Origin of the sequence: Agromyces sp. C10, from assembly GCF_023217995.1 — a bacterium.
Taxonomy (GTDB): Bacteria; Actinomycetota; Actinomycetes; order Actinomycetales; family Microbacteriaceae; genus Agromyces; species Agromyces indicus.
In genome coordinates, this window is the sequence record NZ_JALPSX010000008.1 from 158,905 (window position 1) to 183,973 (window position 25,069).

At 72.7% G+C, this 25,069-nt stretch carries 31 protein-coding genes and 2 tRNA genes; 19 read left to right on the forward strand and 14 right to left on the reverse strand.

Going from position 1 to position 25,069, the window contains the following annotated elements; all coding sequences use genetic code 11:
• Positions 1 to 23: 23 nt before the first annotated feature.
• Both M1L56_RS10875 and M1L56_RS10880 read right to left on the reverse strand, forming a co-directional pair.
• Positions 24 to 1,889: a helicase-associated domain-containing protein gene (locus M1L56_RS10875; protein ID WP_067948673.1), complete on the reverse strand. Its 1,866-nt coding sequence runs from the start codon at positions 1,887 to 1,889 to the stop codon at positions 24 to 26.
• A gap of 3 nt (positions 1,890 to 1,892) precedes the next feature.
• Positions 1,893 to 2,168 (reverse strand): hypothetical protein, encoded by a 276-nt coding sequence (locus M1L56_RS10880; protein WP_067948671.1) that lies wholly within the window; start codon positions 2,166 to 2,168, stop codon positions 1,893 to 1,895.
• A 106-nt stretch (positions 2,169 to 2,274) separates the two neighbouring features.
• Here M1L56_RS10880 and M1L56_RS10885 point away from each other — a divergent pair, with 106 nt between their 5' ends.
• Positions 2,275 to 2,655, forward strand: coding sequence for a cold-shock protein (locus M1L56_RS10885; RefSeq protein ID WP_067948668.1), 381 nt, complete (start codon positions 2,275 to 2,277; stop codon positions 2,653 to 2,655).
• Positions 2,648 to 3,364, forward strand: a complete 717-nt coding sequence (locus M1L56_RS10890) for a DUF3027 domain-containing protein (protein ID WP_248599240.1) — start codon at positions 2,648 to 2,650, stop codon at positions 3,362 to 3,364. Before M1L56_RS10885 ends, M1L56_RS10890 begins: the two co-directional genes overlap by 8 nt.
• On the opposite strand, the gene M1L56_RS10895 is transcribed toward M1L56_RS10890, so the two are convergent.
• Together M1L56_RS10895 and serC are read right to left on the reverse strand one after the other, a co-directional pair.
• A complete protein-coding gene (locus M1L56_RS10895) occupies positions 3,353 to 3,622 on the reverse strand; it encodes a DUF2530 domain-containing protein (RefSeq protein WP_067948667.1) in 270 nt (89 codons plus the stop codon). The two genes, M1L56_RS10890 and M1L56_RS10895, sit on opposite strands and share 12 nt — an antisense overlap.
• 10 nt (positions 3,623 to 3,632) lie before the next feature.
• Positions 3,633 to 4,748, reverse strand: coding sequence for a phosphoserine transaminase (gene serC / locus M1L56_RS10900; protein ID WP_248599241.1), 1,116 nt, complete (start codon positions 4,746 to 4,748; stop codon positions 3,633 to 3,635).
• 159 nt (positions 4,749 to 4,907) lie between these two features.
• Between serC and M1L56_RS10905 the strand changes: the two genes are divergently transcribed.
• From M1L56_RS10905 to M1L56_RS10925, 5 genes are all read left to right on the forward strand, one after another.
• Positions 4,908 to 5,696 (forward strand): metal-dependent transcriptional regulator, encoded by a 789-nt coding sequence (locus M1L56_RS10905; RefSeq protein WP_082847158.1) that lies wholly within the window; start codon positions 4,908 to 4,910, stop codon positions 5,694 to 5,696.
• A 248-nt stretch (positions 5,697 to 5,944) separates the two neighbouring features.
• Positions 5,945 to 6,778, forward strand: a complete 834-nt coding sequence (locus tag M1L56_RS10910; protein WP_067948663.1) for a C40 family peptidase — start codon at positions 5,945 to 5,947, stop codon at positions 6,776 to 6,778.
• Between the two features lie 339 nt (positions 6,779 to 7,117).
• Positions 7,118 to 7,615, forward strand: coding sequence for an HNH endonuclease (locus tag M1L56_RS10915; RefSeq protein WP_067948660.1), 498 nt, complete (start codon positions 7,118 to 7,120; stop codon positions 7,613 to 7,615).
• 340 nt (positions 7,616 to 7,955) lie between these two features.
• Positions 7,956 to 8,648: a CHAP domain-containing protein gene (locus tag M1L56_RS10920; RefSeq protein WP_248599242.1), complete on the forward strand. Its 693-nt coding sequence runs from the start codon at positions 7,956 to 7,958 to the stop codon at positions 8,646 to 8,648.
• A 325-nt stretch (positions 8,649 to 8,973) separates the two neighbouring features.
• Positions 8,974 to 9,045: transfer RNA gene (locus M1L56_RS10925), tRNA-Arg, on the forward strand.
• Between the two features lie 15 nt (positions 9,046 to 9,060).
• Here M1L56_RS10925 and M1L56_RS10930 read toward each other — a convergent pair.
• Positions 9,061 to 9,315 (reverse strand): hypothetical protein, encoded by a 255-nt coding sequence (locus M1L56_RS10930; protein ID WP_248599243.1) that lies wholly within the window; start codon positions 9,313 to 9,315, stop codon positions 9,061 to 9,063.
• A 182-nt stretch (positions 9,316 to 9,497) separates the two neighbouring features.
• On the opposite strand from M1L56_RS10930, the gene M1L56_RS10935 reads away from it, so the two are divergent.
• Both M1L56_RS10935 and M1L56_RS10940 read left to right on the forward strand, forming a co-directional pair.
• Positions 9,498 to 9,842: an ATP-dependent DNA ligase gene (locus M1L56_RS10935; RefSeq protein ID WP_067948647.1), complete on the forward strand. Its 345-nt coding sequence runs from the start codon at positions 9,498 to 9,500 to the stop codon at positions 9,840 to 9,842.
• On the forward strand, positions 9,839 to 10,117 hold the full coding sequence (locus M1L56_RS10940; protein WP_248599244.1) for a hypothetical protein: 279 nt from the start codon (positions 9,839 to 9,841) through the stop codon (positions 10,115 to 10,117). The genes M1L56_RS10935 and M1L56_RS10940 overlap by 4 nt, the downstream gene beginning before the upstream one ends.
• A gap of 19 nt (positions 10,118 to 10,136) precedes the next feature.
• Here the strand turns inward: M1L56_RS10940 and M1L56_RS10945 are convergent, their stop codons facing one another.
• From M1L56_RS10945 to M1L56_RS10955, 3 genes are all read right to left on the reverse strand, one after another.
• Positions 10,137 to 10,496, reverse strand: coding sequence for a hypothetical protein (locus M1L56_RS10945; RefSeq protein ID WP_067948643.1), 360 nt, complete (start codon positions 10,494 to 10,496; stop codon positions 10,137 to 10,139).
• 78 nt (positions 10,497 to 10,574) lie between these two features.
• Complete coding sequence (locus M1L56_RS10950; RefSeq protein ID WP_067948641.1) at positions 10,575 to 10,841, reverse strand: hypothetical protein; 267 nt, start codon at positions 10,839 to 10,841, stop codon at positions 10,575 to 10,577.
• Positions 10,838 to 10,999, reverse strand: coding sequence for a hypothetical protein (locus M1L56_RS10955; RefSeq protein ID WP_248599245.1), 162 nt, complete (start codon positions 10,997 to 10,999; stop codon positions 10,838 to 10,840). Before M1L56_RS10955 ends, M1L56_RS10950 begins: the two co-directional genes overlap by 4 nt.
• Before the next feature lie 177 nt (positions 11,000 to 11,176).
• Here M1L56_RS10955 and M1L56_RS10960 point away from each other — a divergent pair, with 177 nt between their 5' ends.
• Entirely contained in the window at positions 11,177 to 12,244 is a 1,068-nt protein-coding gene (locus tag M1L56_RS10960) for an ATP-dependent DNA ligase (RefSeq protein WP_248599246.1), read from the forward strand.
• Between the two features lie 8 nt (positions 12,245 to 12,252).
• On the opposite strand, the gene M1L56_RS10965 is transcribed toward M1L56_RS10960, so the two are convergent.
• Complete coding sequence (locus tag M1L56_RS10965) at positions 12,253 to 12,756, reverse strand: Lrp/AsnC family transcriptional regulator (protein ID WP_231878603.1); 504 nt, start codon at positions 12,754 to 12,756, stop codon at positions 12,253 to 12,255.
• A gap of 129 nt (positions 12,757 to 12,885) precedes the next feature.
• On the opposite strand from M1L56_RS10965, the gene ald reads away from it, so the two are divergent.
• Positions 12,886 to 13,986, forward strand: a complete 1,101-nt coding sequence (gene ald / locus M1L56_RS10970) for an alanine dehydrogenase (protein ID WP_067948637.1) — start codon at positions 12,886 to 12,888, stop codon at positions 13,984 to 13,986.
• 106 nt (positions 13,987 to 14,092) lie between these two features.
• On the opposite strand, the gene M1L56_RS10975 is transcribed toward ald, so the two are convergent.
• On the reverse strand, positions 14,093 to 14,383 hold the full coding sequence (locus M1L56_RS10975) for a metal-sensitive transcriptional regulator (RefSeq protein WP_067948635.1): 291 nt from the start codon (positions 14,381 to 14,383) through the stop codon (positions 14,093 to 14,095).
• Positions 14,380 to 14,694: a rhodanese-like domain-containing protein gene (locus tag M1L56_RS10980; RefSeq protein ID WP_067948633.1), complete on the reverse strand. Its 315-nt coding sequence runs from the start codon at positions 14,692 to 14,694 to the stop codon at positions 14,380 to 14,382. The genes M1L56_RS10975 and M1L56_RS10980 overlap by 4 nt, the downstream gene beginning before the upstream one ends.
• Before the next feature lie 94 nt (positions 14,695 to 14,788).
• Here M1L56_RS10980 and M1L56_RS10985 point away from each other — a divergent pair, with 94 nt between their 5' ends.
• Complete coding sequence (locus tag M1L56_RS10985) at positions 14,789 to 18,544, forward strand: AAA family ATPase (RefSeq protein ID WP_374256558.1); 3,756 nt, start codon at positions 14,789 to 14,791, stop codon at positions 18,542 to 18,544.
• Positions 18,544 to 18,798, forward strand: coding sequence for a hypothetical protein (locus M1L56_RS10990; RefSeq protein WP_248599247.1), 255 nt, complete (start codon positions 18,544 to 18,546; stop codon positions 18,796 to 18,798). The genes M1L56_RS10985 and M1L56_RS10990 overlap by 1 nt, the downstream gene beginning before the upstream one ends.
• A 32-nt stretch (positions 18,799 to 18,830) precedes the next feature.
• On the opposite strand, the gene mscL is transcribed toward M1L56_RS10990, so the two are convergent.
• Genes mscL through M1L56_RS11005 form a run of 3 tightly spaced genes read right to left on the reverse strand, consistent with a single transcriptional unit; the run spans position 18,831 to position 20,284 of the window.
• Entirely contained in the window at positions 18,831 to 19,322 is a 492-nt protein-coding gene (mscL, locus tag M1L56_RS10995) for a large conductance mechanosensitive channel protein MscL (RefSeq protein WP_248599248.1), read from the reverse strand.
• Positions 19,323 to 19,347: 25 nt separating this feature from the next.
• Positions 19,348 to 19,656, reverse strand: a complete 309-nt coding sequence (locus tag M1L56_RS11000) for an FmdB family zinc ribbon protein (protein WP_248599249.1) — start codon at positions 19,654 to 19,656, stop codon at positions 19,348 to 19,350.
• A gap of 49 nt (positions 19,657 to 19,705) precedes the next feature.
• A complete protein-coding gene (locus M1L56_RS11005; protein WP_248599250.1) occupies positions 19,706 to 20,284 on the reverse strand; it encodes a 5-formyltetrahydrofolate cyclo-ligase in 579 nt (192 codons plus the stop codon).
• Between the two features lie 62 nt (positions 20,285 to 20,346).
• Between M1L56_RS11005 and galU the strand changes: the two genes are divergently transcribed.
• The 6 genes from galU to pdxH all read left to right on the forward strand — a co-directional run bounded on the left by galU (position 20,347) and on the right by pdxH (position 25,039).
• Positions 20,347 to 21,246 (forward strand): UTP--glucose-1-phosphate uridylyltransferase GalU, encoded by a 900-nt coding sequence (gene galU / locus M1L56_RS11010; protein WP_067945856.1) that lies wholly within the window; start codon positions 20,347 to 20,349, stop codon positions 21,244 to 21,246.
• Positions 21,243 to 21,911, forward strand: coding sequence for a GNAT family N-acetyltransferase (locus M1L56_RS11015; RefSeq protein WP_067945867.1), 669 nt, complete (start codon positions 21,243 to 21,245; stop codon positions 21,909 to 21,911). The genes galU and M1L56_RS11015 overlap by 4 nt, the downstream gene beginning before the upstream one ends.
• A gap of 51 nt (positions 21,912 to 21,962) precedes the next feature.
• Positions 21,963 to 23,018, forward strand: coding sequence for a hypothetical protein (locus tag M1L56_RS11020; RefSeq protein WP_248599251.1), 1,056 nt, complete (start codon positions 21,963 to 21,965; stop codon positions 23,016 to 23,018).
• 48 nt (positions 23,019 to 23,066) lie between these two features.
• A tRNA-Ala gene (locus M1L56_RS11025) sits at positions 23,067 to 23,139 on the forward strand.
• Positions 23,140 to 23,323: 184 nt separating this feature from the next.
• On the forward strand, positions 23,324 to 24,253 hold the full coding sequence (locus tag M1L56_RS11030; RefSeq protein WP_248599252.1) for a sugar phosphate isomerase/epimerase: 930 nt from the start codon (positions 23,324 to 23,326) through the stop codon (positions 24,251 to 24,253).
• A 93-nt stretch (positions 24,254 to 24,346) separates the two neighbouring features.
• Positions 24,347 to 25,039 carry a pyridoxamine 5'-phosphate oxidase gene (pdxH, locus tag M1L56_RS11035; protein WP_248599253.1) on the forward strand — a complete coding sequence of 231 codons (693 nt, stop codon included), beginning with the start codon at positions 24,347 to 24,349 and terminating at the stop codon, positions 25,037 to 25,039.
• Positions 25,040 to 25,069: the final 30 nt, after the last annotated feature.

The following is a 25,069-nucleotide window of genomic DNA, read 5'->3' on the forward strand; positions in this document are numbered from 1 at the left end:
CGCCTCGGCGCCTCGACGCGGACTCAACTGCCGGCGGGCGCCGGAGCGACCGCGGCGATCGCCGAGATCGGGAGGGTGCGCTCGATGTCGGCCTTGCGGTCGCGGGCGCGCAGTCGTCCGTTCGCGACGCTCGCGGGCGCCAGCAGGTAGTCGGCCGTGTCGCCGCCGGGCATCCGCACGGTCACCGTCAGGGTCTCCTTCGCCCGGGCCGCGGCCTCGAGCTGGCGCGCGAGCCACGCCTGCTCGGTTCCCCCGCCCGCGTCGGCCTCGGCGATCCGGTCGAGCAGGTCCTCGATCGGATCGGAGCGGGGCGCCGCAGCCGGGACGTGGCCCACGTGGTGGCGGCGCAGCCGGATGATGCGGCCCTGCGCGTCCTCCGCGGCGACGGGGTAGCGGGCGTCGCTGAGACCCCAGAACACGACGTCCGGCGGGAAGCGGGACATCAGGCGGTGCGGCCCGGCCTGGCGCAGGCCGAGCGCCGAGAGCGACTGGTCGACCGCGAGGGTGCCGATCAGCTGCGCGTCGTCCGAGCGGACGGACGAACGAGCGGGGGCGTCGGAGGCATCCGCCGCGCTCACCCGCACGCTGCCGAATCGCGCCGCCGACTCGCCCACGAGGTACTCGAGCGGCTGCGGGATGCCGGTCAGCGAGATGGACTCGAGGAACGAGCGGATGGATTCGGCGGTCTCGCCCGCGGCGAGTGCGCGATTGACGGATGCCGCGGTCACCCGGTAGCTCGAGGCGAGGTCGCGCCCCTCGACGTCGGCGAAGCCGCGCAGCCGCGCGTCGAGCGACGGCTCGAGGGGGCCCGGCGAGACGATCGTCAGGTCGTGCTGCACGTAGACGCGGTCGACCTGGTGGGGGAAGTGCCGCGCGAGGCGTTCGGCCGCGCCCGTGAGATCGCCCGCGAGCACGAGACGCGCCGTCTCGACGGGCTCGCCCGCGACCGCCAGGCCGAGCGCCTCGGCGTCCTCGAGCAGTCGATCGAGGCCGTCGGCGAGCCAGCGGCCGCCGCCGGGGTAGTACCAGGTCGCGTCGTCGCGCACCGAGCTCGCGCTGAGCCCCTCGCTGCGGCGCACGACGAGGTCGCGCAGCGCGGCCGGGATGCGTTCGCGCCACGACTCGGCGAGGCGGGTCCAGCGCGCCGCGGTGGCGTTCATCGCCCACTCGGCGCCGCGGTCCGACTCGAGCCACACGGGACCGTCTCGCATGACGAGGCCGGCCTCGATGGCGCGACGGACGAGCCGGGGGAGCTCGGCGAGGTCGACGCCGGTCGCCTCGGCGAGTCGCTTGGCGTCGGGCAGTGCGAGCCCGCCCTTCGCGAGTTCGCGCGCGGGCTGCGCGGCGAGTCCGGCGAGCAGCTCGGCGGTCGCGGCGACCGTCGCGTACGCGGCCTCGGCCGCGCGACGCTCGAGCAGGCCGTGGTCGGGGCGGTCGGCCCGCACGGCCACCGGCGGTGCGGGCGCGGCGAGCGCCTCGGCGTCGGGCAGGTCGTCGCCGAGCCGTGCGGCCAGGCGGGCGCGCACCTCGCCGGGCACGTGCACGCGGTCGCCGTCGCGCAGCGCGAGCAGCGAGGCATCCAGCCGGTCGAGGGCGGAAGCCGCGTCATCCGCCAGCGGCTCGGCGGCGCCGAGCCGAGCCAGCTCGGCGTCGACGAGGGCGCTCGAGGTCCACCCCGCGTCGTCGGCGGTGGCGGCGCTCGCCGCGAGGACGGCGAGGGTCGGTCGCTCGAGGCGGTCCAGTGCATGGTCGATCGAGTCGTGCGAGGTGATCGCCTCGGCGAGGTCGAACAGGTCGCGCACGCCCGCGGCGTCGAATTCGCGGGTCCGGAGCGCGTCCGCGAGCCGCTCGCGCTGCAGCGCGCGGAGCCTCGCGGCGAGCACCAGCATGTCTCAGTCGGAGCCCTGCCGGGACTCCCTCGACCGGCGGACGCCGTTGACGATGAGGAGTGCGATGAGAAGGAGGAACCCGATGGGGAGCCCGATCAGCGGCAGCACCAGCACGAACGGCCAGATGCCCTGGCTGAACCCGTCGTCGGCGCCGACGCCGGCGAGCGTGCCGAACATGACCGCGAGGAACGCGATGATCGACAGGCCCACGGTCGCCGCCACCATGTAGGCGAGGATGCGCTCGACGCGCTGGTCGGCGATGGGACCCTGACTGCTCACCCGTCCAGAATAGGCCCAGCCGCCCCGCTCGCGTGCGGGACCTAGACTGGAATCCGACGTCGCCGCGGTTCCGGCGCGCCCCCACGACAGAGCGAGGTTCATTCGTATGCCCACCGGCAAGGTCAAGTTCTACGACGAGGAGAAGGGGTTCGGCTTCATCCAGGGCGATGACGGCCAGGAGGTCTTCCTCCACGCCTCGGCGCTTCCCGCCGGAGCGACCGTCCGCTCGGGCAGCCGCCTCGAGTACGGCGTCGCCGAGGGCAAGCGCGGTGCGCAGGCCCTCTCGGTCCGCGTCCTCGACGCGCCGCCGAGTCTCGCGCGCCTGAACCGCAAGCCGGCCGACGACATGGCGGTCATCGTCGAGGACCTCGTGAAGGTGCTCGACGGCATCGGCGCCAACCTCAAGCGCGGCCGCTACCCCGACAACGCGCACAGCCGGAAGATCGCGGCGCTGCTGCGGCGTGTCGCGGACGAGCTGGATGTCTGACGCACCCGAGCTCGAGCCCGCCGGCCCGGACGAGACGGCCGAGCAGGCCCCGGCACCCTCATGGGCGCCCGACGAGGTGCTGCTCGGTTCGGTGGCGCTCGCGCAGCGCGCGCTGCTCGAGGTGACGGCACCGGAGACCGTCGGCTCGGTGATCGGTCACGTCGCCGAGGGCGAGCACGTGCTCTCGCTGCACTTCGCGGCCGACCTGACCGGGTACCCGGGCTGGCACTGGAGCGTCACGCTCGCGCGCGTCGAGGACGGCGAGCCCACGGTGCTCGAGACCGAGCTGCTGCCCGGCGAGCGCGCGCTGCTCGCGCCGGAGTGGGTGCCGTGGTCGGAGCGACTGGCCGAGTACCGGGCCGCGCAGGCTGCGGCGGCCGCGGCCGCGACGGGCGACGAGGTCGACGGTGACGGCGACGGATCGGGCGACGACGGCGACGCCGGGCCCGACGACGCGGATGCGACGGACGACGGCTACGACGACGCCGATGACGATGCGGACGACGCCGACGACGCCGCGGCCGACGACGACGACGTGTTCGACGGGATCGACATCGACGCGCTCGCCGACGACGCCGACGCTGACGACGCCGACGCTGACGACGCAGCCGTGGACGACGACGCGGCTGACGACGACGCAGCTGACGACGACGCCGCTGACGAGGCAGTCGTCGACGACGAGGCGGAGACGCCCGGCTCAGTCGACTGAGTCGCGGTCGGCCGGGTCGCGCCGGCCCCGACGGCGCAGCTGCACCACCGCGAGTCCGACGAGGCCGAGGGCCACGCCGATGATCGCGGCGGTGACGAACCAGCCCGCGCCGATCGAGTCGAGCCAGTCGCGCATCACCAGGGCGACCACGAGCACCACGGCCCAGGCGGCCGTGCCCGCCAGCAGCGCCTTGCGCGCATCGGTCCGGACCGGCGCCGGATCGGGACGCCGCTCGGACTCCCTGAGCCACAGCCGCATGGCCGAAACCCTATCGGGCCTGCTCGAGCACCCAGTCGAGCGACGCCGTGAGGGCCCGCACGTCGTCCGGCTCGATCGCGGTGAACGTCGCCACGCGCAGCTGGTTGCGGCCGAGCTTCCGGTACGGCTCGGTGTCGACGATGCCGTTCGACCGGAGCGTCTTCGCCAGGGCCGCGGCATCCGTCGACTCGTCGAAGTCGATGGTGACGACGACCTGCGAGCGGTGCGCCGGGTCGGCGACGAACGGGCTCGCGACCTCGCGCGACTCGGCCCAGTCGTAGAGGACGCCCGACGACTCGCGCGTGCGCGCGTCGGCCCAGGCGAGCCCGCCGGACGCGTTCATCCACTCGAGCTGGTTCTCGAGGAGGAGCAGGGTCGCGAGTGCGGGCGTGTTCAGCGTCTGGTCGAGGCGCGAGTTGTCGACCGCGTTCTTCAGCGAGAGGAACTCGGGGATGTACCGCTCGGACGCGGCGATCCGCTCGATGCGCTCGATGGCGGCCGGGGACATGATCGCGAACCAGATCCCGCCGTCCGAGGCGAAGTTCTTCTGCGGCGCGAAGTAGAGGACGTCGAACTCGGCCGGGTCGACGAGGACCCCGCCGGCGGCGCTGGTCGCGTCGATGACCGTGAGGGCGCCCTCGTCGCCGTGCACCCGGCGCACGGGCGCCTGCACGCCCGTGGACGTCTCGTTCTGGGGCCAGCCGTACACGTCGATGCCCTCGACGGGCGCCGCGTCGGCGCGCGAACCGGGTTCGGCCTTCCGCACGTCGGGTGCCTCGAGCCACGGGGCGGCGGCGGCCTTGGCGAACTTCGCGCCGAACTCGCCGAACGAGGCGAGCTGCGCGCGGCGCTCGATCAGCCCGAACGCGGCGGCATCCCAGAACGCGGTCGAGCCGCCGTTGCCGAGCACCACCTCGTAGCCGTCGGGCAGGGCGTACAGGTCGGCGATGCCCCGGCGGACGCGGCCGACGAGCTGCTTCACCGGCGCCTGCCGGTGGGACGTGCCGAGCAGGCGCGGGCCCACCTCGGCCAGGTGCGCGAGCTGCTCGGGCCGCACCTTCGACGGTCCGCAGCCGAAGCGGCCGTCGGCGGGCAGGAGCGACGAGGGGATGACGAGCTCAGGCATGGTCCGATCCTACGGCGAGCCCCGTTCGCCATGGCGGCGGATGACGCGGGCCCGGACCGTCGCGGTGTCGGATCCGGCCGCTCCCCGTGCCGGCTCCCGGTCCGGCGGGGACAAGTAGGCTTGTGGGTCGGACGCGCCCCATGGCCGAGGAGGAGTGAGTTGACGGATCTCATCGACACGACCGAGATGTACCTGCGCACCATCCTCGACCTCGAGGAGGAGCACATCGTGCCGCTGCGCGCCCGCATCTCCGAGCGCCTCGGGCACTCCGGGCCGACCGTGTCCCAGACCGTCGCCCGCATGGAGCGCGACGGGCTCGTCGTCGTCTCCGGCGATCGCCACCTCGAGCTCACGGAGGCCGGGCGGAGCAAGGCCGTGCACGTGATGCGCAAGCACCGGCTCGCCGAACGGCTGCTCGCCGACGTCATCGGGCTCGACTGGGAGTACGTGCACGACGAGGCCTGCCGGTGGGAGCACGTCATGAGCGAGCAGGTCGAGCGCCGCCTCGTCGAGATCCTGGGCAACCCGACGCACTCGCCGTACGGCAACCCCATCCCCGGCCTCGAGGAGCTGGGTGTCGAGCCCGCCGCGCCGTTCATGTCCGGGGTGCGCAACGTGCTGACGGCCCTCGACGAGGGGTCGGGCCGCGCGACGGGCGTCATCCGCCGGCTGGCGGAGCCGGCCCAGTTCGACCCCGAGCTGCTCGCCCGGTTCAAGGGCGCCGGGATCCTCCCCGGTGCGGTCGTCGAGTTCCGCCGCGAGGGCGACCTCGTCGTTGCCGAGGCCGCCGGGCACGAGGCGCTGCCGATGCCGGTCGGCATGGCCGGCCACCTCTTCATCGGCGATGCGGGCGCCGCGCCCGAGGCGCCAGACGCGGGCTCGGCCCGCGCCGAGCTTCCCGGCGCCGCTCCGCGCGTGGTCTCGGGCACCGCGCTCGAGCACGGTTGACCGGGCTCCCGCGCCGCTGATCCGCGGCGTCCGGGGCGCCTGCGGAAAGCGATTCCGCCGCTCCGTGATCGAAATGTGACAATCGGCCGAGCGTCGCGTATCCTCGATCGAGTCCGCCGGCGCCAAGCCAGTCGGCGGAACAGGGTCGAGACGCCTCCGGTGCCCACCGCTCGCCCCCGATACCCGTGACGCGCCCCCGGCGCACAAGGTGGGACGATGCTCCGGCGTCGTGGGGCGGAGGACACGTTTTGGCTCGATTCCCCCGGCGCTCCCGCGCGACCACTTCCCCCAAGCCCCCCATCCGAACCGCTCTCGTCCGCCGCGAGACGCCCTCGGCGCCCGTCGGCACCGAGACCGCGCCGGCGCCGGTGCGCCGCGAGCACCGCTCGCTCGGCCGCCGCATGCGCTCCGGCGGCGCGAAGAACGTCGTCGTCATGGCCGTCGCCGCCGGCCTCGTGGGCACGTTCGCCATCCCGGCGTACGCGTTCGCCCCCGGCACCGACGGGATCCAGTTCGGCGCCACCGCCGAGACGCAGCTGACCAAGGCGCAGCCGCAGGCCGTCGACGTGGCCGACGACGTGATCGCCGCGCCGCTCTCGCAGGACGGCTACGACGCCGTCTCCGGCGAGGAGATCCGCGCCGCCGAGGAGGCCCGCGCCGCAGAGGAGGCCCGTCAGGCCGCCGCCGCGGCGATGACCTCCTACGCCGCCGAGGCCAGCCAGTACGCTCCGGCGCAGGTGTCCGGCGCCGCGAGCCCGTCGGCCGTCTTCTCCGTGGCCCAGCAGTACCTCGGCGTGCCGTACGTCTACGGCGGTGCGACGCCCGCGGGGTTCGACTGCTCGGGTCTCGTCAAGTACGTCTACGCGCAGTTCGGCATCGACCTCCCGCACTCGTCCACTGCGCAGGGCGCGGCGGGCACGCAGATCCCGCTGTCCGAGGCGGTGCCGGGCGACCTCGTCGTCATGTCGGGGCACATCGGGTTCTACGCCGGCGACGGCCAGATCCTGCACGCCCCCTACGAGGGCACCGTCGTCCGGATCCAGCCGATCTGGACCAGCGACTACTGGATCGTGCGCATCTGACGCGTGAACGACGCATGAAGCGTGATGCGAAATGGCGTGCCGGGAGGACCCGGCACGCCATTCGTGTCGTAGCCTTGGGTTCTGACGATCCGAATACCGGGTAGGGGAAGTCGATGGTCGTTCCGCGCAGCAGCACCCATTCCGCGGGTGCGCGCGCGCTCTACGACCAGCGACGCAGCAGTCAGCCGAGTCGCGACTGCGCCGGGATGCCGACGGGCACTGTCTTCACGACGGTGCCCGTTTCGCGTTTCCGGGGGAGTGCGCTCCGCCCCGCGGCATCCGTGTCGTCGATCCCTTCACGCGGCTGGAAGCCATCCAGCACCGATCGAAAGGCACGTCATGCGCACCCTGGTGCTGAACGCCGGATATGAGCCCCTCGCCGTCGTCTCGTTCAAGAGAGCGCTGCTCCTCGTGATGAACGAGAAGGCCACCGTCATCCTCCACGACGAGGGCAATCCGGTGCACGGCGCCAACGGCGACTGGGTCCGCCCCAGCGTGATCCTCCTGACCCGGTACGTGCGGACCCCTCGGGTCCACCAGGTCCCCGTGAGCCGCCGCGGCGTGCTTCGGCGCGACGAGCACCGGTGCGCCTACTGCGGCAAGTCGGCGGCGACGATCGACCACGTGCTCCCGCGCTCCCGCGGAGGCCGCGACACCTGGGAGAACCTGGTGGCGTGCTGCCTGCGCTGCAACAACGCCAAGGGCGACCACACGCCGGCGGAGATGGGCTGGGACCTCCGCATCACGCCGCGGATGCCGCACGGACGCGGCTGGGTCGTGCGCGGATTCGAGCGCCCCCTGCCGCAGTGGAGCGACTTCCTCGGACAGGCCGCCTGACGCCGCCCGACCTCGCGGCACGCCGCGACGGGGACGCTGGCACGGCTCGGAGCCGTGCCCTATGGTGGTACGAGTCCGGAGCGACCCCCCTCTCCGCGACCTGTACGCCTCCCGCATCCGGAGCCCTCCGGACGCGGGTCCCGGAGGTTCACGACCCTTGAACGGTGACGACGCGATCGGCCAGCCCCCCACCCGGCCGAGACGGCGGACCGAGCGACGCCCCGGCGTCCGGCGAGTCCGCGACGACGCCCATCTCGTGCCGGCACGGTCGGCCGCAGCGCCGTCTGCCCGCCGCGCTCGCCGCAACGGCCCGGCCCGGGTCGCGGCCACCGTGCTGATCGTGCCCGCGCTCGTCGGCACGCTCGCACTGCCGGCCTACGCGTTCCTGCCGGGCGGCCGACTGCCCGGCGGGCCGACCCAGTTCAGCCTGTCGGTGGCCGAGGCCCAGGCGGTCGAGGTGTCCGTCAATGCCGGCGGGGCGACGCTGTCCACCGACGGCTACGCGGTCACGACCAAGGCCGAGATCGACGCCGCGGCCGCGGCGGCCGCCGAGGCGGAGGCCGAGGCTCGCGCCGCAGAGCTCGCCTCACGGGCGGCCACGGGGGACTACGCCCGGGTCGCGCAGCAGGCCGAGGGCGACGACTATCCATGGTGGTACGAGACGCCCGACGACTACGGCGGCGGGCTCTCCCCGCTCCGGTACTACTACCGCGAATGCGTCGACTTCGTCGCGTGGCGGCTCAACCGCGACGCGGGCGTGTACGGCGCGCCGTGGAAGTGGGACTGGTCGAACCTCGCCTCCGGCAGCGCCTGGACGTGGGCCGACTCGTGGCGTTCGAAGGGCTGGCCGACGAGCAGCGAGCCGGTGGTCGGCGCGGTGGCGTGGTTCCCCTACAACCACGTCGCGTACGTGCAGGCGGTGAACGGCGACGGCACGGTCACGATCGAGGAGTACAACTGGAACTCCGACCACTCGTATCACCGGCGCACGATCTCGGTCGGCGACGCCCTGTACCTGTATCCGCCCGCCTGAGCCGGCGTGCGCCGACCGGCGACCGTGCGACATCATGGCGAATCGCGGTACGGAACTTGGACGTTCCGGCCAATGACCTCGCCGGCCGCGGGCGGTTAGCCTGACCGGCATCCCCCACGGAAGAAGCAGGTGACCGCGATGACGCAGCCCTCCGACGACGACCGGACCGACGAGATCGCCTTCGTCGACGAGCTCGCCCCGGCGACCTCCGCGATCGTCGTGCTCGGCTACAACTGAGCGACGTCGACACTCCGGTCCGACGCGCGCGCGTGCCGCCCTGCCCGGGCCGCCAGGCCCGCACGGGGCCGGTAGACTCGTGCGGTCAGCCTCTGTAGCTCAATGGAAGAGCAGTTCCGTCCTAAGGAAAGGGTTGGGGGTTCGAGTCCCTCCAGGGGCACCGATCCGGTGCGGCTCAGCTGCGCAGGAGCCGCAGTCGGGTCGCCGTGGCATCCACGGCGTCGTCGAAGGTGTCGTAGCGGTACATGACGCCCGGGCGCGGCCGCATCCAGAGCATCTCGAACCCGTCCTGGGCCGTCGTGATGTAGCCGACGATCCGCTTCGTGTCTCCGTCTCGGCGTGAGTCGCACACTCGCCAGGTGGTCGGGGTCAGCGGGACCACTTCGACGACCGGTCGGGCCGTCGTGCCGTGGTGCGTCGTCATCGTCATCACCCTCCTCGGCTGGGACGCGGGTGCATCCCTCCTCATCCTTCCTACGCGACCTCGGGCACCCGGGCCAGAGGCTTGACACCGGCGGAGCGGCGAGGCAAGCCCCTGTCTTGGGACTCCACCGGGCGATATCCTTGCCACACGGGACCGGCGTGGGCCCGGAACTGAGCGCGGAGGTACTCGTGGGAAAGCTCACGTACGACTCGACGCTCGGCGTCGACTTCGACGATCGGGTGCTCGCGCACCTGCAGCTCGTGATCGGCGCGAAGCTGCGTCGCGGCGAGTCCTTCTACTTCAGCTGGCGCGATGATCCGGCGATCGGCGACGGGCGCAGCACGCTCTGGCTCCATCCGCGGATCTCGCTGGTGTTCAAGTACGCCGGGGGTCGGCAGCCGTCGATCAACCGCGCCTGGGTCGATGCGCTCATGTCCACCGCGAACTCGCCGGGAGGTCTCGTCCTCGTGCCCGAGCCCGAGGCGCGCACCGAGCACGATTCGGCGAACCACGCGGGAGGGAACGAGTCGTGAAGCGGGTCAACATCATGTACGACGGCGCGCAGTACTCCGTGGGCCAGGCCGACGTCGAGGCCCTCAAGGCGGCCATCGAGGAGGCGTTCGCCACGGGCACCCCGCGGTGGATCACGGTCAACTTCGGCGAGGGGCGTCCGCAGCCGGCCGACCTGCTCGTCGGACCGGGCATCCCGGTCAGCATCATCCCGATTCCGTCGGACGACGGGGACGGGGACCCGGCGGAGCGCGGCGAGGTGTCCGATCGGTCCGACACGCCGCTCGAGGTCGACTGACGGCACGCCGTCGAGCCGGTCAGGTGATCGGCGGCCAGTCGAGGGCGTCCGTGTCGCCGTCGTCGATGAGGTCGTCCGGCCCCGTCGCGCCGATGACCGGGCGCGTCGTCTCGAGCGCCGTGGTCGCGATCCGGAGCGCCGTCACGAGGTCCTCGTCGACGAGTTCGTCGAGGTCGGACTCGATCGGCTCGGTGACCAGTTGGCTGGAGGGTCCGATGAGCATGTGGGCGCGGCTCGTGCGCCCGTCCGCGACGCGGACCGGGATGTCGACGGATGCCGCGGTGCGACGCGCCGCGAGCGCCGCGGCGTAGTCGACCACCGCGCCGGCGATGTCGCTCCCGGTCAGCAGCACGCCCCCGGCGTAGTGGATCCGCTCCATGCGTACAGGTCTATCCGCCTCCGATCCGACGCGACAAGATCTTGCGCGAGCCGGGGTCGGCGTGTTCTCATGCGCCCATCAGGTCCAGTCGACAGCGTGCACCCATCCGGCGATGTACGCCCGCTCGTTCGGGCCGAGGCGGACCCCGGACCGGGGCACGGGCCGGTCGTCGAGCTCGCACAGGTCGTAGATGCGCCGCACCACGCTCATGCGCAGCGGCGCGGTCGGGTGCTCGAGGATCTCCCGCTGGAGCGGTGCCTCGAGCATGGGCCACCAGATCCCGATCGACGGAAGCGGTCCCTCCGCGGTCGGCGTCTCCTGGTCTGGTTCGAGTAGCGACGTCATTGTGCTGGCTCCTCGGTGATCTCGCCGGATTCGTCCTGCACGGCGACTTGTTCGTTCGCATCCGCGTCCTCTTCGGCGCGGGCGTGGCGTTCGGCCTCGGCAACGGCGGCGTCGAGTTCGCGCTCCGTCTCCGGGTCGCCGCTCTGCGGGTCGGACATCGTCATCCCCTTCTCGGCGGCAGGTCGGCACCCCCCGTGCGCGACCGCCGTCTCCGACGGTACGCGGTGGGGACATCCCCGGGGAGTCCCTTGACCGTTCGAGAGGCGGATGCTACCCGGCCCGCTGTCCCACGTCGACGGCTGCGCGGTGACGCACCCAGGGGGCATGATGGTCGGATGGACCTGCCGGTGATGCCGCCCGTGAAGCCGATGCTCGCCAAGTCGGTCAAGGAGATCCCGGATGTCGGCCACGTCGAGCCGAAATGGGACGGTTTCCGCACGATCGTCTTCCGCGACGGCGAGGAGGTCGAACTCGGAAGCCGGAACGAGCGACCGATGACTCGGTACTTCCCCGAGCTCGTCGACGCGCTGCGCGCCAACCTGCCGGAGCGCTGCGTCGTCGACGGCGAGATCATCCTCGTCCGCGACGGCCGACTCGACTTCGACGCGCTGCAGCAGCGCATCCATCCGGCGGCGAGCCGCGTGCGGCTGCTTGCCGAGCAGACGCCCGTGTCGTTCGTCGCGTTCGACCTGCTCGCGATCGGCGACGACGACCTCACCGGGCGCCCGTTCTCGGAGCGGCGGGCGCGACTCGAGGAAGCGCTCGCCGCGGCATCCGACCCGGTCTTCGTCACGCCGTCGACGGGCGACCCGGTCGAAGCCCGCGACTGGTTCGAGCGCTTCGAGGGGGCGGGGCTCGACGGGGTCGTCGCCAAGCCGCTCGATGGCACGTACGAGCCGGACCGCCGCACGATGTTCAAGATCAAGCACGAGCGCACGGCCGACTGCGTCGTCGCGGGGTACCGCTGGCACAAGTCCGGCGACGTCGTGGGTTCGCTCCTGCTCGGGTTGTACGGCGCCGACGGCCGGCTGCAGCACGTGGGGGTCGCGGCGTCGTTCCCGATGGCGCGACGGCGCGAACTCGTCGATGAGCTGGCCCCGTTCGTGGAGGAGGACCTGTCGCGGCATCCCTGGGGGGAGTGGGCCGACGAGGAGGCGCATCGGACGGGCCGGATGCCGGGCGCGGTGAGCCGATGGAGCGCGGGGAAGGACCTCTCGTTCGTGCCGCTCCGTCCCGAGCTCGTCGTCGAGGTCGCCTACGACCACATGGAGGGGGACCGGTTCCGTCACACCGCCCAGTTCCGCCGGTGGCGACCGGATCGCACGCCCGAGAGCTGCACGTACGACCAGCTCGAGGCGCCGCAGGGCTTGGACCTCGGCGAGATCCTGCCCGTCGGCACCTGAGCGCGCCGTCAGAGCACGGTGCGCAGCCCCGCGGAGTTCGCCGTGTGGTGCTCGAACACGAGGTTGGTCTCGGTGAGGGCGACGGCGGGATTCGCGGAGAGGTTCTTCAGCACGAACTGGCGCACGTGCTCGCTGTCGCGAACGCGCACGTGGATGAGGAAGTCCTCACTGCCGCCGAGGAAGAACAGCTGCGCCACCTCGGGCTCGCCGCGCAGTTCGTCGGAGATCTGCTCCATGAGGTGCCGGGCCCCGGGGCGGATGCGGACCGAGATCAGCGCCTGGAGGGTGTAGCCGAGAGCCGCGGGGTTGATCTCCGCGGTGTAGCGCGTGATCACCCCGCGCTCCCGCAGCGCTCGCACCCTGGCGAGGCAGGTCGACGGCGAGACGCCGACCTCGCGGGCCAGGTCGACGTTGGGGATGCGGGCGTTCGCGTGGAGTCGCGCGATGATCTGCCGGTCGATGTCGTCGAGGACGACACGGGCGGGTTCGCTGAACTGCGGCAGATCGGTCACGGCCGAGCCCTCCTTCGAACTTTCGAGACGGATGCCGCAAGTCTACCGAACGGAATGCGGCTGCACTTCCGTTCGGGCGAACGACAGGCGACGATGGAAGGACCAGTCCACACAGCATTCGGAGAAACCATGCACATCGGCGTGCCCGCTGAGGTCAAGAACAACGAATTCCGCGTCGCGATGACGCCGGCCGGAGCGCACGCGCTCGCCCAGCGCGGTCACCGCGTCGACATCCAGGCCGGCGCCGGCGCCGGCGCCGGCTACCACGACGACGAGTACCGCTCCGCCGGTGCCCACATCGTGGAGACGGCCGCCGAGGCGTGGGCGGCCGAGCTCGTGCTGAAGGTGAAGGAGCCGGTCGCCTCCGAGTACGGCTACCTGCGCGAGGACCTCACGCTCTTCACCTACCTGCACCTCGCGGCCGACCTACCGCTGACGCGCGCGATCCTCGACTCCGGCGTCACCGCGATCGCCTACGAGACCGTGCAGCTTCCCGACCGCTCCCTGCCGCTCCTCACGCCGATGAGCGAGGTCGCCGGTCGCCTGGCGCCGCAGGTCGGCGCCGCCGAGCTGCACGCCTCGAAGGGCGGCCGCGGCGTCCTGCTGGCGGGCGTGCCCGGCACCGCCCCGGCGAAGGTCCTCGTGATCGGCGGCGGCGTCGCCGGCGAGCAGGCCGCCGCGACGGCCCTCGGCCTGGGCGCCGACGTCACCGTCATGGACATCTCGCTGCCGAAGCTCCGCGAGCTCGACGCGCGGTACGAGCACCGCATCAAGACGCTCGCGTCGTCGCCCTACGAGATCGCGCGCCAGGTCCGCGACGCCGACCTCGTCATCGGCGCGGTGCTCGTGCCCGGCGCGGCGGCGCCGAAGGTCGTCACCGACGAGATGGTCTCCACCATGAAGCGCGGTGCCGTGCTCGTGGACATCGCCATCGACCAGGGCGGCTGCTTCGAGGGTTCGCGCCCCACCACCCACGCCGAGCCGACGTTCCGCGTGCACGAAGCCATCTACTACTGCGTCGCGAACATGCCGGGCGCCGTGCCGGCGACGTCGACGCCGGCCCTCACCAACGCGACCCTGCCGTATGTGCTGAAGATCGCCGACCGCGGCTGGGAGGCCGCGCTCGCCGACGACGCGGCACTGGCGAAGGGGCTGAACGCCACGGCCGGCAAGCTGACCAACGAGGGCGTCGCCAAGGCGCACGGACTCGAACTGTCCTCCCTCGTCTGACGCCGGGGCGCCGATCCGGCGCACCCTCGGGCACGCGACGGCCGCCGATCGGAGATCATCGATCGGCGGCCGTCGTCGTGCGGGGCGAACCGGCCGGGGCCCGCGGTCAGGACAGCGAGAGGAAGAGCTTCTCGAGCTCGTCGAAATCGAGCCGGTCGCCCTCGCCGGCGCCCTCCGGGTCGGTCGCGCAGTCGCGCATCGCCGTGGAGATCACGGCGAACCCGGCGCGATCGAGGGCGCTGGAGACGGCGGCGAGCTGGTTCACGACGGTGCGGCAGTCGGCGCCGGACTCGACGGCCTCGATCACGGCGTTGAGCTGGCCGCGCGCGCGCTTCAACCGATTGGCGATGCGGCGCTGGGCGTCGGACTTCGGAGTGGACTCCGAGGCGATGCTCATGCGATTCCTCCGATCGTGACGGGCAGGCCGGTGCGGTGCCACTCGGCGATGCCGCCCTCGACGTTCACGGCCTCGATGCCCTGGGCGTCGAGGTAGGCGGCGGCGCGGGCGCTGCGCCCGCCCGCGTGGCACATGACGTGCACCGTGCGGTCGCGCGGGACCTCGTCGAGGCGGTCGACGAGGGACCCGAGCGGGATGTGGTGCGCGCCCTCGACGCGGGCCTGCGCGACCTCATCGGGTTCGCGGACGTCGAGGAGGTAGAGGTCGGCGGCGGCGTGCGCCTCGGCGGGGGTCGTCGACTTCACAGGCATACCCCGATGGTATTTCATACCCCGTGGGTATTCAAATAGCGCCATGCGCGGCGATGCTCCGAGCGATCCGGCAACCGGGCCGTATGGTGTCGGTGTGCAACGGCTCGATCGGAACGACAGCGGGGACGGGTTCCTCGAGGACGAGGCCGAGGACGCCGCCCCCGGCTCGCCGGGGCCCTCGGCCTTCCATCGCGACCCCGCGGCGCCCCACGCGGTGTCCGTCGGCGAGCCCGGCGTGACCGCGTCGAACATCGCGGAGCCCAGCTGGCGTCGCTGGCATGCGGAACTGCGCGAGCTCGGCGGCCGGTCGCCGCTCATCCACTTCGACGACTCGGCGCGCACGCGCATCGAGCTCTCGACGACGCACCCGGGCGGCCTGCCGCAGTTCATCACGGGCAACTCCACCCTGCTGTCGAGCCTGATCCGCGACGAGCTCGCCCTCCGCAACGCCCGGCTCGCCGCCGCCGAGATCACGCAGAAGGGCATCGAGCTCCGGTCGGTGCGCGGCATCGAGTCGGTGCACCTCGCGATCGGCCTCGCCTCGTGGCACGACCAGGGCGAGGACTTCCTCGCGCCCGTGCTGCTCCGGCCCCTCGCCATCCGTCGGTACGGTCGCGACTTCGAGCTGAAGCTCAAGGGCCAGCCGTTCCTCAACCCGGCCCTCGCGCGCGAGCTCCACGACCGCTTCCAGATCACGCTCGACGCCGACGCGTTCGTCGCGCTCGCGATCACCAACGGCGTCTTCAAGCCCCAGCCCGTCATCGACCGGCTTCGCGGCCTCACCTCCCACCTGCCGCACTTCCACGTCGCCCCGCGCCTCGTCGTCTCCTCGTTCGCCGAGGTCGGCCCGGCCATGGGGGCGGATGCCGCGCGGCTCGAGCATCCGGTCATCGACGCGATCGCCGGCAACCCCTCGGCCCGCACGGAGGTCGCCCGGCCCCTCGAGCCGCCGCGCGTCGTCCCGCAGGACGAGCGCCCGCCCTCGACCGACCGGCTCCTCCTGGACGCCGACGCCGAGCAGGAGCAGGTCATCGCGCGGATCGAGCAGGGCGCCTCGCTCGTGGTCAAGACGCTCCCGGGCACGGGCGGCACCCAGACCATCGTCAACGCGATCGGCGCACTCGTCTCCAACGACCGGCGCGTCCTCGTCGTGGGCGCCCGCCGCGCGAGCCTCGACGGCATCGCGCACCGCCTGGGACAGGTCGGGCTCGGCGGGCTCGCCGTGACCACCTCGGGCCTGCGCCGCGACCTCATCCAGTCGATCTCGCGCAACGAGAAGGCCGAGCAGCCGCGGATCGCGGACGTCGACGACGCGCTCGTGCGGCTGCGTCGCGTGCTCCTCGACTACCGTCACGCCCTCACGCGGACCGATCCCGAGCTCGGCGTCTCGGTGCTCGACGCCCTCACCGCGCTGGCCGGACTCGCCGCGCTGCCCACGCCGCCCGACACCACGTCTCGACTCGATCGCGACTCGCTCGTCGCGCTCGCGAAGGGACGGGAGGCCGCCGCGGCCGACCTCGTGCGGGCCGCCACGCTCGGCGAGTTCCGCTACGGCCCCGGGGACTCGCCGTGGTACGGCGCCTCGTTCGAGACCTCCGAGGAGGCGTCGGCCGCCCACGAGCTCGCGAAGCGCCTGAGCAGCACCGACGTGCCGCGACTGCTCGAGCGGGCCCGGCAGCTCATCGGGCAGACGCGGCTGCGGCAGTTCGAGTCGGTGGCCGAGCTCGGCGTGTTCCTCCGGCTGCTGCACGACGTGCGCGACACGCTCGACAAGTTCCTCCCGGCGGTGTACGACCGTCCGCTCGGCGAACTCATCGCGGCGACCGCGCCCCGGCGCGAGACCGGTATGTCGGGAACGAACCGCCGGCGGCTGAAGCGACTCGCGCTCGAGTACGTGCGCCCCGGGGTGCACGTCGGCGACCTCAACGCGGCGCTCCGCGGCATCCAGCAGCAGCGCACGCTGTGGCACCGGTACTCCGAGGCGGGCGCCGTGCCCAGCGTCCCCGTCGGCCTCGACGACGTGCACGTGGCGTTCCACACGGTCGCGTCCGACCTGCAGGCGCTCGACGTGCCGCTCGGGCTCGACGGCACGCCGCGCCGCCTCGCGGCCCGGCCGCTCCGCGACCTCGAGGCCACGCTCGTCGGCCTCGCCGCCGAGTCGGAGGTGCTGCACAACCTCCAGGAGCGCACCGCACTGCTGCAGCGCCTGCGCGACCTCGGCCTCGACCCGCTCCTCGTCGACCTGGCCCGTCGGCACGTGCCCGAGCACCTCGTGGCATCCGAGCTCGACCTCGCCTGGTGGCAGTCGGTCCTGGAGACGATGCTCGGCTCGGACCGTGCGCTGCTCGGCGCGAACACGACGGTGCTCGATCGCCTCGAGGCCGACTTCCGGCTCGTCGACGACGCGCACGCGTCGGCCGCCGGACCGCTCCTCGCGTGGCGCCTGTCCGAGGCCTGGCGGGTCGCGCTCGTCGACCATCCCGACGAGGCCGAGCGACTGCGGCGGATGCTGCGGGGCGACCGGGTCCGGCCCGACCGCCTGCACCGCGAGGCGCCGCACCTGTTCCGCGCGCTCGCGCCCGTGTGGTTGTCCTCGCCGTACGAGGTGCCCGCGATCGACGACGCCATCACCTTCGACACGGTCATCCTCGTCGACGCGGGCGCGACGACGATCGCCGAGAACCTGGGCGCCATCCGACGCGCGACGCAGGTCGTCGCGTTCGGCGACCCCGTGACGCAGACGCCGACGCGCTTCGAGACGGCCATCCGCAGCGAACCCGACGGCGCGGCGCATGCCGACGACGTCGACGCCCTCCACGCGGATTCGGCGCTCGCCCGGCTCGCCGACCTCCTGCCCACGCTGACGCTCACGCGCAGCTACCGAGCGGGCGGCGAAGACCTGGCCGAGCTCGTCAACCGCCGTTTCTACGGCGGACGCATCGTGTCGATGCCCTGGGCGGGGAGCTTCCTCGGCCACGGCAGCCTCGGCCTGCACTACGTGCGGGGCAACGGCCTGCCGGATCCCGTGACGGGCACGGTCGAGAGCCTCGACGCCGAGGTGGGCAAGGTCGTCGAGCTCGTCATGGAGCACGCCGTGAAGCGGCCCCGCGAGTCGCTCATGGTGATCACGGCGAGCGCCCGCCACGCCGCCCGCGTGCACCAGTCGGTGCTCGCCGCGTTCGCCAAGCGCACCGACCTGTCGGACTTCATCCTACGCGACCGCGCGGAGCCGTTCACGGTGCTCACGCTCGAGCAGGCCGTCGCCCAGAGCCGCGACCGGGTCATCTTCTCGATCGGGTACGGGCGCACCCCGCACGGCCGGTTGCTGTCGAACTTCGGCTCGCTCGGCGAGCCCGGGGGAGAGCGCCTGCTCGCGGTCGCGATGACCCGCGCCCGGCGATCGATGGACATCGTGTCGGCGTTCCGGCCCGAGGACATCGACGACGGCCGGCAGCGGCACGGCGTGGTGGCCCTCGCGAGCGTGCTCTCGCACACCGAGGAGCAGAAGGACGGCCTGCGCGACCGCGGGCGCGGCGACCCCATGCTCGTCGACCTCGCGACGCGGCTCGAGCGGCGCGGCATCCGGGTGAGCGTCGGACACCGCGGCACGCTGTCGCTCGCGGCGGCGCACGCCGGCCGCGCGGTGGTGGTCGAGACCGATCCGGCGCTCGCCGGGCAGAGCCTCCGCGAGTCGCTGCGCCTGCGGCCCGACGTGCTGCGCCGACTCGGGTGGCACTACCTGCGCGTGCACAGCTTCGAGCTGTTCGGCGACCCGGAGTCGGTGGCCGAGCGGGTCGCCGCGGTGCTCGGGAAGGCGCAGGCGGAGCCGGCGGAGGCCGCGGCGAGCTGATGGGCACGGGCGACGCGAGCGGGCGCGACGACGACCGCCCGGCAGCGGGCGACCCGGCGGATGCCGCGAGCCCGCGTCAGCGCGTCGTCCGCGCCCGCGGCGCGCGGCGGGCCCGCCTCACCCCGGCGCCCGGCAGCGATCCCGCGCCGGAGACGGCGACGCCCGGGGCGCACGACGAGGCCGAACGCGGCACCGCGCGCCGGGCCGCGCCCGAGGACGAGCGCATCACGCGCGAACGCCCGCCGCACTGGTGACGGCGGGCGCCCGGTCGGCGACGACGCGTCGGCTAGTCGGCGCGGTGCGAGCCGGTGCCGGGGCCCGGGCCGGGGCCGGGGCCGACGCTGCGCTCCGCGGCGAGCAGGTCGCGGATCTGCGCGAGGACGGTGAGCTCGGTCTCCGGATCCTCGGGCTTCTCGGTGCCGGTCTGCCGGCGGGCGTCCGCGCGCTGCTTCAGCAGGTTCATGGGCATGACGAACACGAAGTAGACGACGGCCGCGACGATGAGGAACGTCAGGATCGCCCCGAGGACGGCGCCGAACCGGATCTTCGCATCCTCGCCCGGGAGCGGGATGGTCAGCACGAGCGCGTTGTCGAGGCTGTCGGCGCGGAAGACGGCGCCGATCAGGGGGTTGAACACGTTCTCGACGATCGAGTTCACGACGGCCGTGAACGCCGCGCCGATGACGACGGCGACGGCCAGGTCGATGACGTTGCCCCGGAGGATGAACTCCTTGAATCCCTTGAGCACGCGCGCGGTCCCCTTTCCTGCGTGGTCCATTCGGTCGATCAGCGGATGCCGCCCGCTACGCGGCCGACGACGCGGCGCCGGACGGCGTCGAGGACGAGCCTCCGCCGGACGAGCCGGAGCCCGATGCGCCGGAGCCCGATGCGCCGGAGCCCGACGAGCCGGAGCCGGACGAGCCGGAGCCGGCGCCCGCCCGCGAGTCGGTCCGATAGAACCCGGAGCCGTTGAACGTCACGCCGACCGTGCCGAACAGCTTGCGCAGCCGGCCGCCGCACGCGGGGCACTCGGTCAGGCTGTCGTCGGTGAAGGACTGCTGGACGTCGAAGGCGTCGTCGCATCCGGTGCAGCGGTACGAATAGGTGGGCATGTTCGGTCTCCGTGGATCCGTCGGTGGGTGCAGGGGTACGTCGTCGCCGTCAGAACGCGACGATCCTCGTGGGCGTCACGACGCCGTCCACCGGCTGGTCGTGCACCTCGCGGGGCACCTCCTCGACGAACTCGCCGTCGAAGACGATGGCGTACACCGGAGGACATTTTCCCATCGATCCGAGGGTCTTGTCGAAGTAGCCGCGTCCCCAGCCGAGCCGGGTGCCCGTGGCATCCACCGCGGCGGCCGGAACGAGGATGAGGTCGACGTCGTTGATGGCCATCGGCCCGAGCAGCTCGCCCTCGGGCTCGGGCATGCCGTGGAGTCCGGCGACCTCGGTCTCCTCCTCGCCCACGGTCCAGTCGAGCAGGCCGTCCTCGCGGGTCACCGGGAACAGGACGCGCAGGCCGTTGGCCTCGGCCCAGTTCACGAACGGGCGCGTGTTCGGCTCGGCGGGCATCGAGAGGTAGCAGGAGAACGATCGGGCGCCGGTCGACCCGACGAGCTCCTGCAGCCGCGCGGTGAATCCCTCGGTCGCGAGCTCGCGTTCGTGTGCGGGCATGTTCTGCCGCCGTTCGCGCAGCTCCGCGCGGAGGATCCGCTTCACAACGGTCGGATCGTCGGGCATGGCAGCCATCCTAGGATGCTCCGGTCCTCGCCGGGCGCCGCCCTGCGGCTACGCTGATGGCCATGACTCAACGGATCACGAAGGCCGTCATCCCCGCAGCCGGCCTGGGAACGCGCTTCCTGCCCGCGACGAAGGCCATGCCGAAGGAGATGCTGCCGGTCGTCGACAAGCCCGCGATCCAGTACGTGGTCGAAGAGGCGGTCCGTGCGGGGCTCACCGACGTCCTGATGGTCACCGGGCGCAACAAGAACGCCCTCGAGAACCACTTCGACCGCGTCGCCGAGCTCGAGGCGACCCTCGAGGCCAAGGGCGACACGGTCAAGCTCGAGAAGGTGAACGAGTCCACCGACCTGGCCGACATGCACTACGTGCGCCAGGGCGACCCGCGCGGCCTCGGCCACGCCGTGCTCCGCGCCCACATGCACGTCGGCGACGAGCCGTTCGCGGTGCTGCTCGGCGACGACATCATCGACGAGCGCGACGTCCTGCTCACGCGCATGCTCGACGAGCAGGTGGCGCGCGACGCGTGCATCGTCGCCCTGCTCGAGGTCGACCCCGACAGCATCCACCTCTACGGCGCGGCCGAGGTCGAGGAGACCGACGACCCCGACGTGGTCCGGGTGACGGGCCTCGTCGAGAAGCCGGCGAAGGAGGTGGCGCCGTCGAACTACGCCGTGATCGGCCGCTACGTGCTGAAGCCGGAGATCTTCGAGGTGCTCGAGCGCACCGAGCCCGGCAAGGGCGGGGAGATCCAGCTCACCGACGCCCTTATGGAGATGGCCGGCGACGTGGAGCACACGGGCGGCGTGTACGGCGTCGTGTTCCGGGGCCGCCGGTACGACACGGGCGACAAGCTCGACTACATCAAGGCCGTCATCCAGCTCGCCGCCGATCGCGACGACCTCGGGCCCGAGCTCCGGCCGTGGCTCGCGCAGTTCGCCGCCGGGTTCGACCAGGACTGACGGTGCCCGCGGCATCCGTGCCGACCCTCGTCGACGGGTCGTTGACGTTACGGCCCATCCGGGCGCGAGATGCGCGACCGCTCGAGCGCGTGCTCCTCGAGAACCGCGGCTGGCTTCGCCGGTGGGAGGCGACGTACCCGGGCGGCGGCTCGGTCATCGACACCCGCGCGAGCATCCGGAACCTCACCGCGCATGCCCGGGCCGGGACGGCGCTGCCGTTCGTGCTCGAGTGGGAGGGCGAGCTCGTCGGGCAGCTGAACGTCTCGTCGATCACGCACGGCTCGTTGTCGTCGGCGTCGATCGGGTACTGGGTCGCGAAGTCGATGGCGGGGCGCGGCATCACGCCCACGGCCGTCGCGCTCGCCACCGACTACTGCTTCCGCGCCATGCGGCTGCACCGCGTCGAGATCTGCATCCGCCCCGAGAACGGGCCCTCGCTCCGCGTCGTCGAGAAGCTGGGGTTCCGGTACGAGGGGCTGCGCCGGCGCTTCATCCACATCGACGGCGACTGGCGCGACCACTTCTCGTTCGCGCTCGTCGCGGAGGAGGTGCCCGAGGGCGTGCTCCGGCGCTGGCGCGAGGGGCGCGCGCCGTCGGCCGCGGCGATGGTCCCGGCGGCCGACCGAGAGGCTGCGGCGACCCCCCTTCGGGTGGGGGATCGCTGACACGCCCGCGCCGATCGGGTTCGTGACCCCGCCGTGACCTAGCGTTGACGCATGGATGCGATCGGTGGCGGCGTTCTCGTGGCGGTGGCCGCGACGCTGTGGGTCGCGTACCTGCTTCCGAGTTGGCTCCGCCGCCGCCAGTACCTCGCCACCGAGCGCAATGCGGTCCGCCTCCAGCAGACGCTGCGCATCCTCGCCGAGACGGCCGAGACGCCCGGCGAGGTGCGCGTCGGCATGACCGCTCGCGACATCGCGGCGCAGGAGCGCATCCTGCACGAGCACGAGCTCGCCGCACGGCTCGAGGCCCAGGCGGCCGAGAACCTCGCGATCGCCGAGCGCATCGCGGCCGAGGAGGCTGCGGCCGCCGCGGAACGCGAGCTCGCCGAGCGCGCGGCCCGGGCGCGGGCCGAGGCGGCCCGTGCAGCGGATGCCGCGACCGGCGCCTCGACCACGCTGCGCGCCGCCGGGCTCACCCGCCGCGGCCTGCGTCGTCGGCGCGCCGCCTGCTCGCTCGTCCTGCTCACGTCCCTCCTGACGGCGCTCGTCGGGCTCGTCGCGCTGCCGTTCGGCGGCACGCCGCTCATCGCGCTCGGCGGTGCCGGGGGCGTCGCTGTCGCGCTGATCGGGCTCGTGGTCCTCGCCCGGGTCCGGCCGGCGCCGGTCGCGGTCGTGGCGGCACCGATCGTCCGTCCGGAGGCGCAGCCGTTCGAGCCTATCGAGACCGACGAGGACGAGGTCGATCGCGAACCCGGCGAGGGCTGGACGCCGCAGCCGCTCCCCAAGCCGCTGCACCTGTCGCGCGGGACGATCGCCGCGTCGGCGATGGCCTCGATCGCCGAGGCCGAGCAGCTCAAGCGGGCCGCCGCCGAGGCCGAGCTCGCGGAGCGGGCCGAACGCCTCGAGCCGCAGGTCCCCGTGCTGCGCCCGGCTGCGGCATCCGCTGCCCCCGCAACGGACGCCGAGCCGGCCGAGGAGCGCTCGCCGGTGGCCGTGAACGGCGGCCCCGACGCGTCGAGCCCGTACGCGCGGATGGGCATCATCGATGCCGCCGAGCCGGGCATCTCGGACCTCGACCTCGTGCTCCGCCGGCGGCGCACGGCCGTCTGAGCGTGGTCATCACCACCTCGTGGAGGATGGTAGAGTCGTTGACGGCTCGGGCCCATGGCGCAGTTGGTAGCGCGTCTCGTTCGCAATGAGAAGGTCGGGGGTTCGAATCCCCCTGGGTCCACATCCTGAAAGCCCCGGTGCTCGCACCGGGGCTTTCGTCGTCCCCGGCCTCACGCCATGTTCGCCGTAGCCAAGCGCATTAGTCGAAGTCAAGTGCGCGACTTTTGTTTGACGGGCGGCAAAACTCCGCTTACGCTCGAACGAGCCGCCGGCACCGAGGCCGACGGAGCGAACCGAGGAGAACGATGACGTCCCCGAAGACCACCCGACGCCTGCTCGCCGCAGGTGCATCCGCCGCCCTGCTCGCCGGAGGCCTGTTCGCCGGTGCCCCGGCGGCCGCCGCCCCGAACAGCGACCGCGCGAACTTCGCCGCGGACTGCGCCGGTCGCGGCATCCCGGCCAGCAAGATCTCCATCCAGCTGTTCAGCTACTTCGGCTGGCAGCGCCAGGTCGGCATCGAGCCGATCCTCGCCGAGCTGCAGGAGATCGGCTACCAGAACGTCGAGCCGTTCGGCGCCTCGGCCGAGGGCCGCACCGCTCCCGAGTTCCGCCAGCTGCTCAAGCAGTACGGGCTCAAGGCGCCGACCTCGCACGGCAGCACCGCCGAGGCCACGTTCCCGACCACGCTCGAGGCCGCGAAGGACCTGGGCCAGAAGTACACCGGCTCGGGCGGGTTCGCCTCGCCCGGCATCGGCACCTACGAGAACGTGCTCGCGACCGCCGAGACCATGAACCGCCTCGGCGAGCTCTCGGTCAAGAACGGCACGGGGAAGCTCTTCGGCCACAACCACCAGTCGGAATTCACCACCCAGTACGCCGACCCCGAGACCGGCGAGATGAAGAGCGCCTGGCAGATCCTCGTCGAGAACACCGACCCGCGCTACGTGACGTTCCAGCTCGACGTGTTCTGGGCCGCCGACGCCGGCGTCGACGTCGTCTCGCTGATCGAGCAGTACGGCGACCGCATCGAGCTGCTGCACATCAAGGACGGCGACCTGAACGGCGACGCCCGCGGCATCCCCGGCAACGTCGGCCAGGGCGACATCGACTGGGCGCCGATCCTCCGCGCCGCGCAGGGCAGCGTGAAGTACTACGTCGTCGAGCGCGACGGTGCTCCGAACGACCGCGACTTCGCGGCCGAGAGCTTCGAGTTCCTCACCTGCTTCACCTTCTGATCCGACCCGTCGTCCCCGAGCCCCCGGTGCCACCGCACCGGGGGCTCGGTGTTTCCCGAGGGCGTTCGCGGCATCCGCTCGTACGCTGGGCACATGAGCGACGCGATCGACCCCGACCGCCTCGACCGGGCCGTGGAGCACGCCCTGCACCGGCACACCGACTACGGGGCCGAGGAACTCGACGAGTCGCACGTGGCATCCGACCCCATCGTGCAGTTCGACCGGTGGCTCGCCGAGGCCGACGCCCGCGGGGTGTACGAGCCCAACGCCATGGTGCTCGGCACGATCGACGCCGACGGCACCCCGTCCAGCCGCACGGTGCTCCTGCGCGGCGTCGACGACCGCGGCTTCGTGTTCTTCACCGATCGCGAATCGCGCAAGGGCCGGGCGCTGGCCGCCCACCCGACGGCGACGCTGCTCTTCCCGTGGTACCCGGTCCACCGGCAGGTCATCGTCACGGGTGCGGTCGCGCTGGCCGACGACGAGGAGTCCGACGCCTACTGGGCGGGCCGGCCCTACGGATCGCGCATCGCCGCGACGGCCAGCCGGCAGTCGCGGCCCATCGCGTCGCGGGCCGAGCTCGAGGCACGGGTCGCCGCGCTCGAGGAGGAGTACGCCGGCGTCGACGACGTCCGCCGTCCCGAGCGCTGGGGCGGGTTCCGGCTGCGGCCGTGGCGCATCGAGTTCTGGCAGGGGCGCACGTCGCGCCTGCACGACCGCCTCGTCTTCACGCGAGACCCGGCAGCGGATGCCGCTGGCTGGGAGCTCGAGCGCCTGCAACCCTGACGATCCGCCGAGCGGTGCCCGAGGGCGCGG

Coding starts and splice junctions, on each gene's coding strand:
- M1L56_RS11020 (WP_248599251.1), top strand. CDS start 21,963: ATGGATGCGATCGGTGGCGGCGTTCTCGTGGCGGTGGCCGCGACGCTG.
- M1L56_RS11005 (WP_248599250.1), bottom strand. CDS start 20,284: ATGCCCGACGATCCGACCGTTGTGAAGCGGATCCTCCGCGCGGAGCTG.
- pdxH (WP_248599253.1), top strand. CDS start 24,347: ATGAGCGACGCGATCGACCCCGACCGCCTCGACCGGGCCGTGGAGCAC.
- M1L56_RS10915 (WP_067948660.1), top strand. CDS start 7,118: ATGCGCACCCTGGTGCTGAACGCCGGATATGAGCCCCTCGCCGTCGTC.
- M1L56_RS10885 (WP_067948668.1), top strand. CDS start 2,275: ATGCCCACCGGCAAGGTCAAGTTCTACGACGAGGAGAAGGGGTTCGGC.
- serC (WP_248599241.1), bottom strand. CDS start 4,748: ATGCCTGAGCTCGTCATCCCCTCGTCGCTCCTGCCCGCCGACGGCCGC.
- M1L56_RS10950 (WP_067948641.1), bottom strand. CDS start 10,841: ATGACGTCGCTACTCGAACCAGACCAGGAGACGCCGACCGCGGAGGGA.
- M1L56_RS11000 (WP_248599249.1), bottom strand. CDS start 19,656: ATGCCCACCTATTCGTACCGCTGCACCGGATGCGACGACGCCTTCGAC.
- galU (WP_067945856.1), top strand. CDS start 20,347: ATGACTCAACGGATCACGAAGGCCGTCATCCCCGCAGCCGGCCTGGGA.
- mscL (WP_248599248.1), bottom strand. CDS start 19,322: ATGGACCACGCAGGAAAGGGGACCGCGCGCGTGCTCAAGGGATTCAAG.
- M1L56_RS11030 (WP_248599252.1), top strand. CDS start 23,324: ATGACGTCCCCGAAGACCACCCGACGCCTGCTCGCCGCAGGTGCATCC.
- M1L56_RS10895 (WP_067948667.1), bottom strand. CDS start 3,622: ATGCGGCTGTGGCTCAGGGAGTCCGAGCGGCGTCCCGATCCGGCGCCG.
- M1L56_RS10990 (WP_248599247.1), top strand. CDS start 18,544: ATGGGCACGGGCGACGCGAGCGGGCGCGACGACGACCGCCCGGCAGCG.
- M1L56_RS10890 (WP_248599240.1), top strand. CDS start 2,648: ATGTCTGACGCACCCGAGCTCGAGCCCGCCGGCCCGGACGAGACGGCC.
- M1L56_RS10980 (WP_067948633.1), bottom strand. CDS start 14,694: ATGCCTGTGAAGTCGACGACCCCCGCCGAGGCGCACGCCGCCGCCGAC.
- M1L56_RS10955 (WP_248599245.1), bottom strand. CDS start 10,999: ATGTCCGACCCGCAGAGCGGCGACCCGGAGACGGAGCGCGAACTCGAC.
- M1L56_RS10875 (WP_067948673.1), bottom strand. CDS start 1,889: ATGCTGGTGCTCGCCGCGAGGCTCCGCGCGCTGCAGCGCGAGCGGCTC.
- M1L56_RS10945 (WP_067948643.1), bottom strand. CDS start 10,496: ATGGAGCGGATCCACTACGCCGGGGGCGTGCTGCTGACCGGGAGCGAC.
- ald (WP_067948637.1), top strand. CDS start 12,886: ATGCACATCGGCGTGCCCGCTGAGGTCAAGAACAACGAATTCCGCGTC.
- M1L56_RS10930 (WP_248599243.1), bottom strand. CDS start 9,315: ATGACGATGACGACGCACCACGGCACGACGGCCCGACCGGTCGTCGAA.
- M1L56_RS10960 (WP_248599246.1), top strand. CDS start 11,177: ATGGACCTGCCGGTGATGCCGCCCGTGAAGCCGATGCTCGCCAAGTCG.
- M1L56_RS10975 (WP_067948635.1), bottom strand. CDS start 14,383: ATGAGCATCGCCTCGGAGTCCACTCCGAAGTCCGACGCCCAGCGCCGC.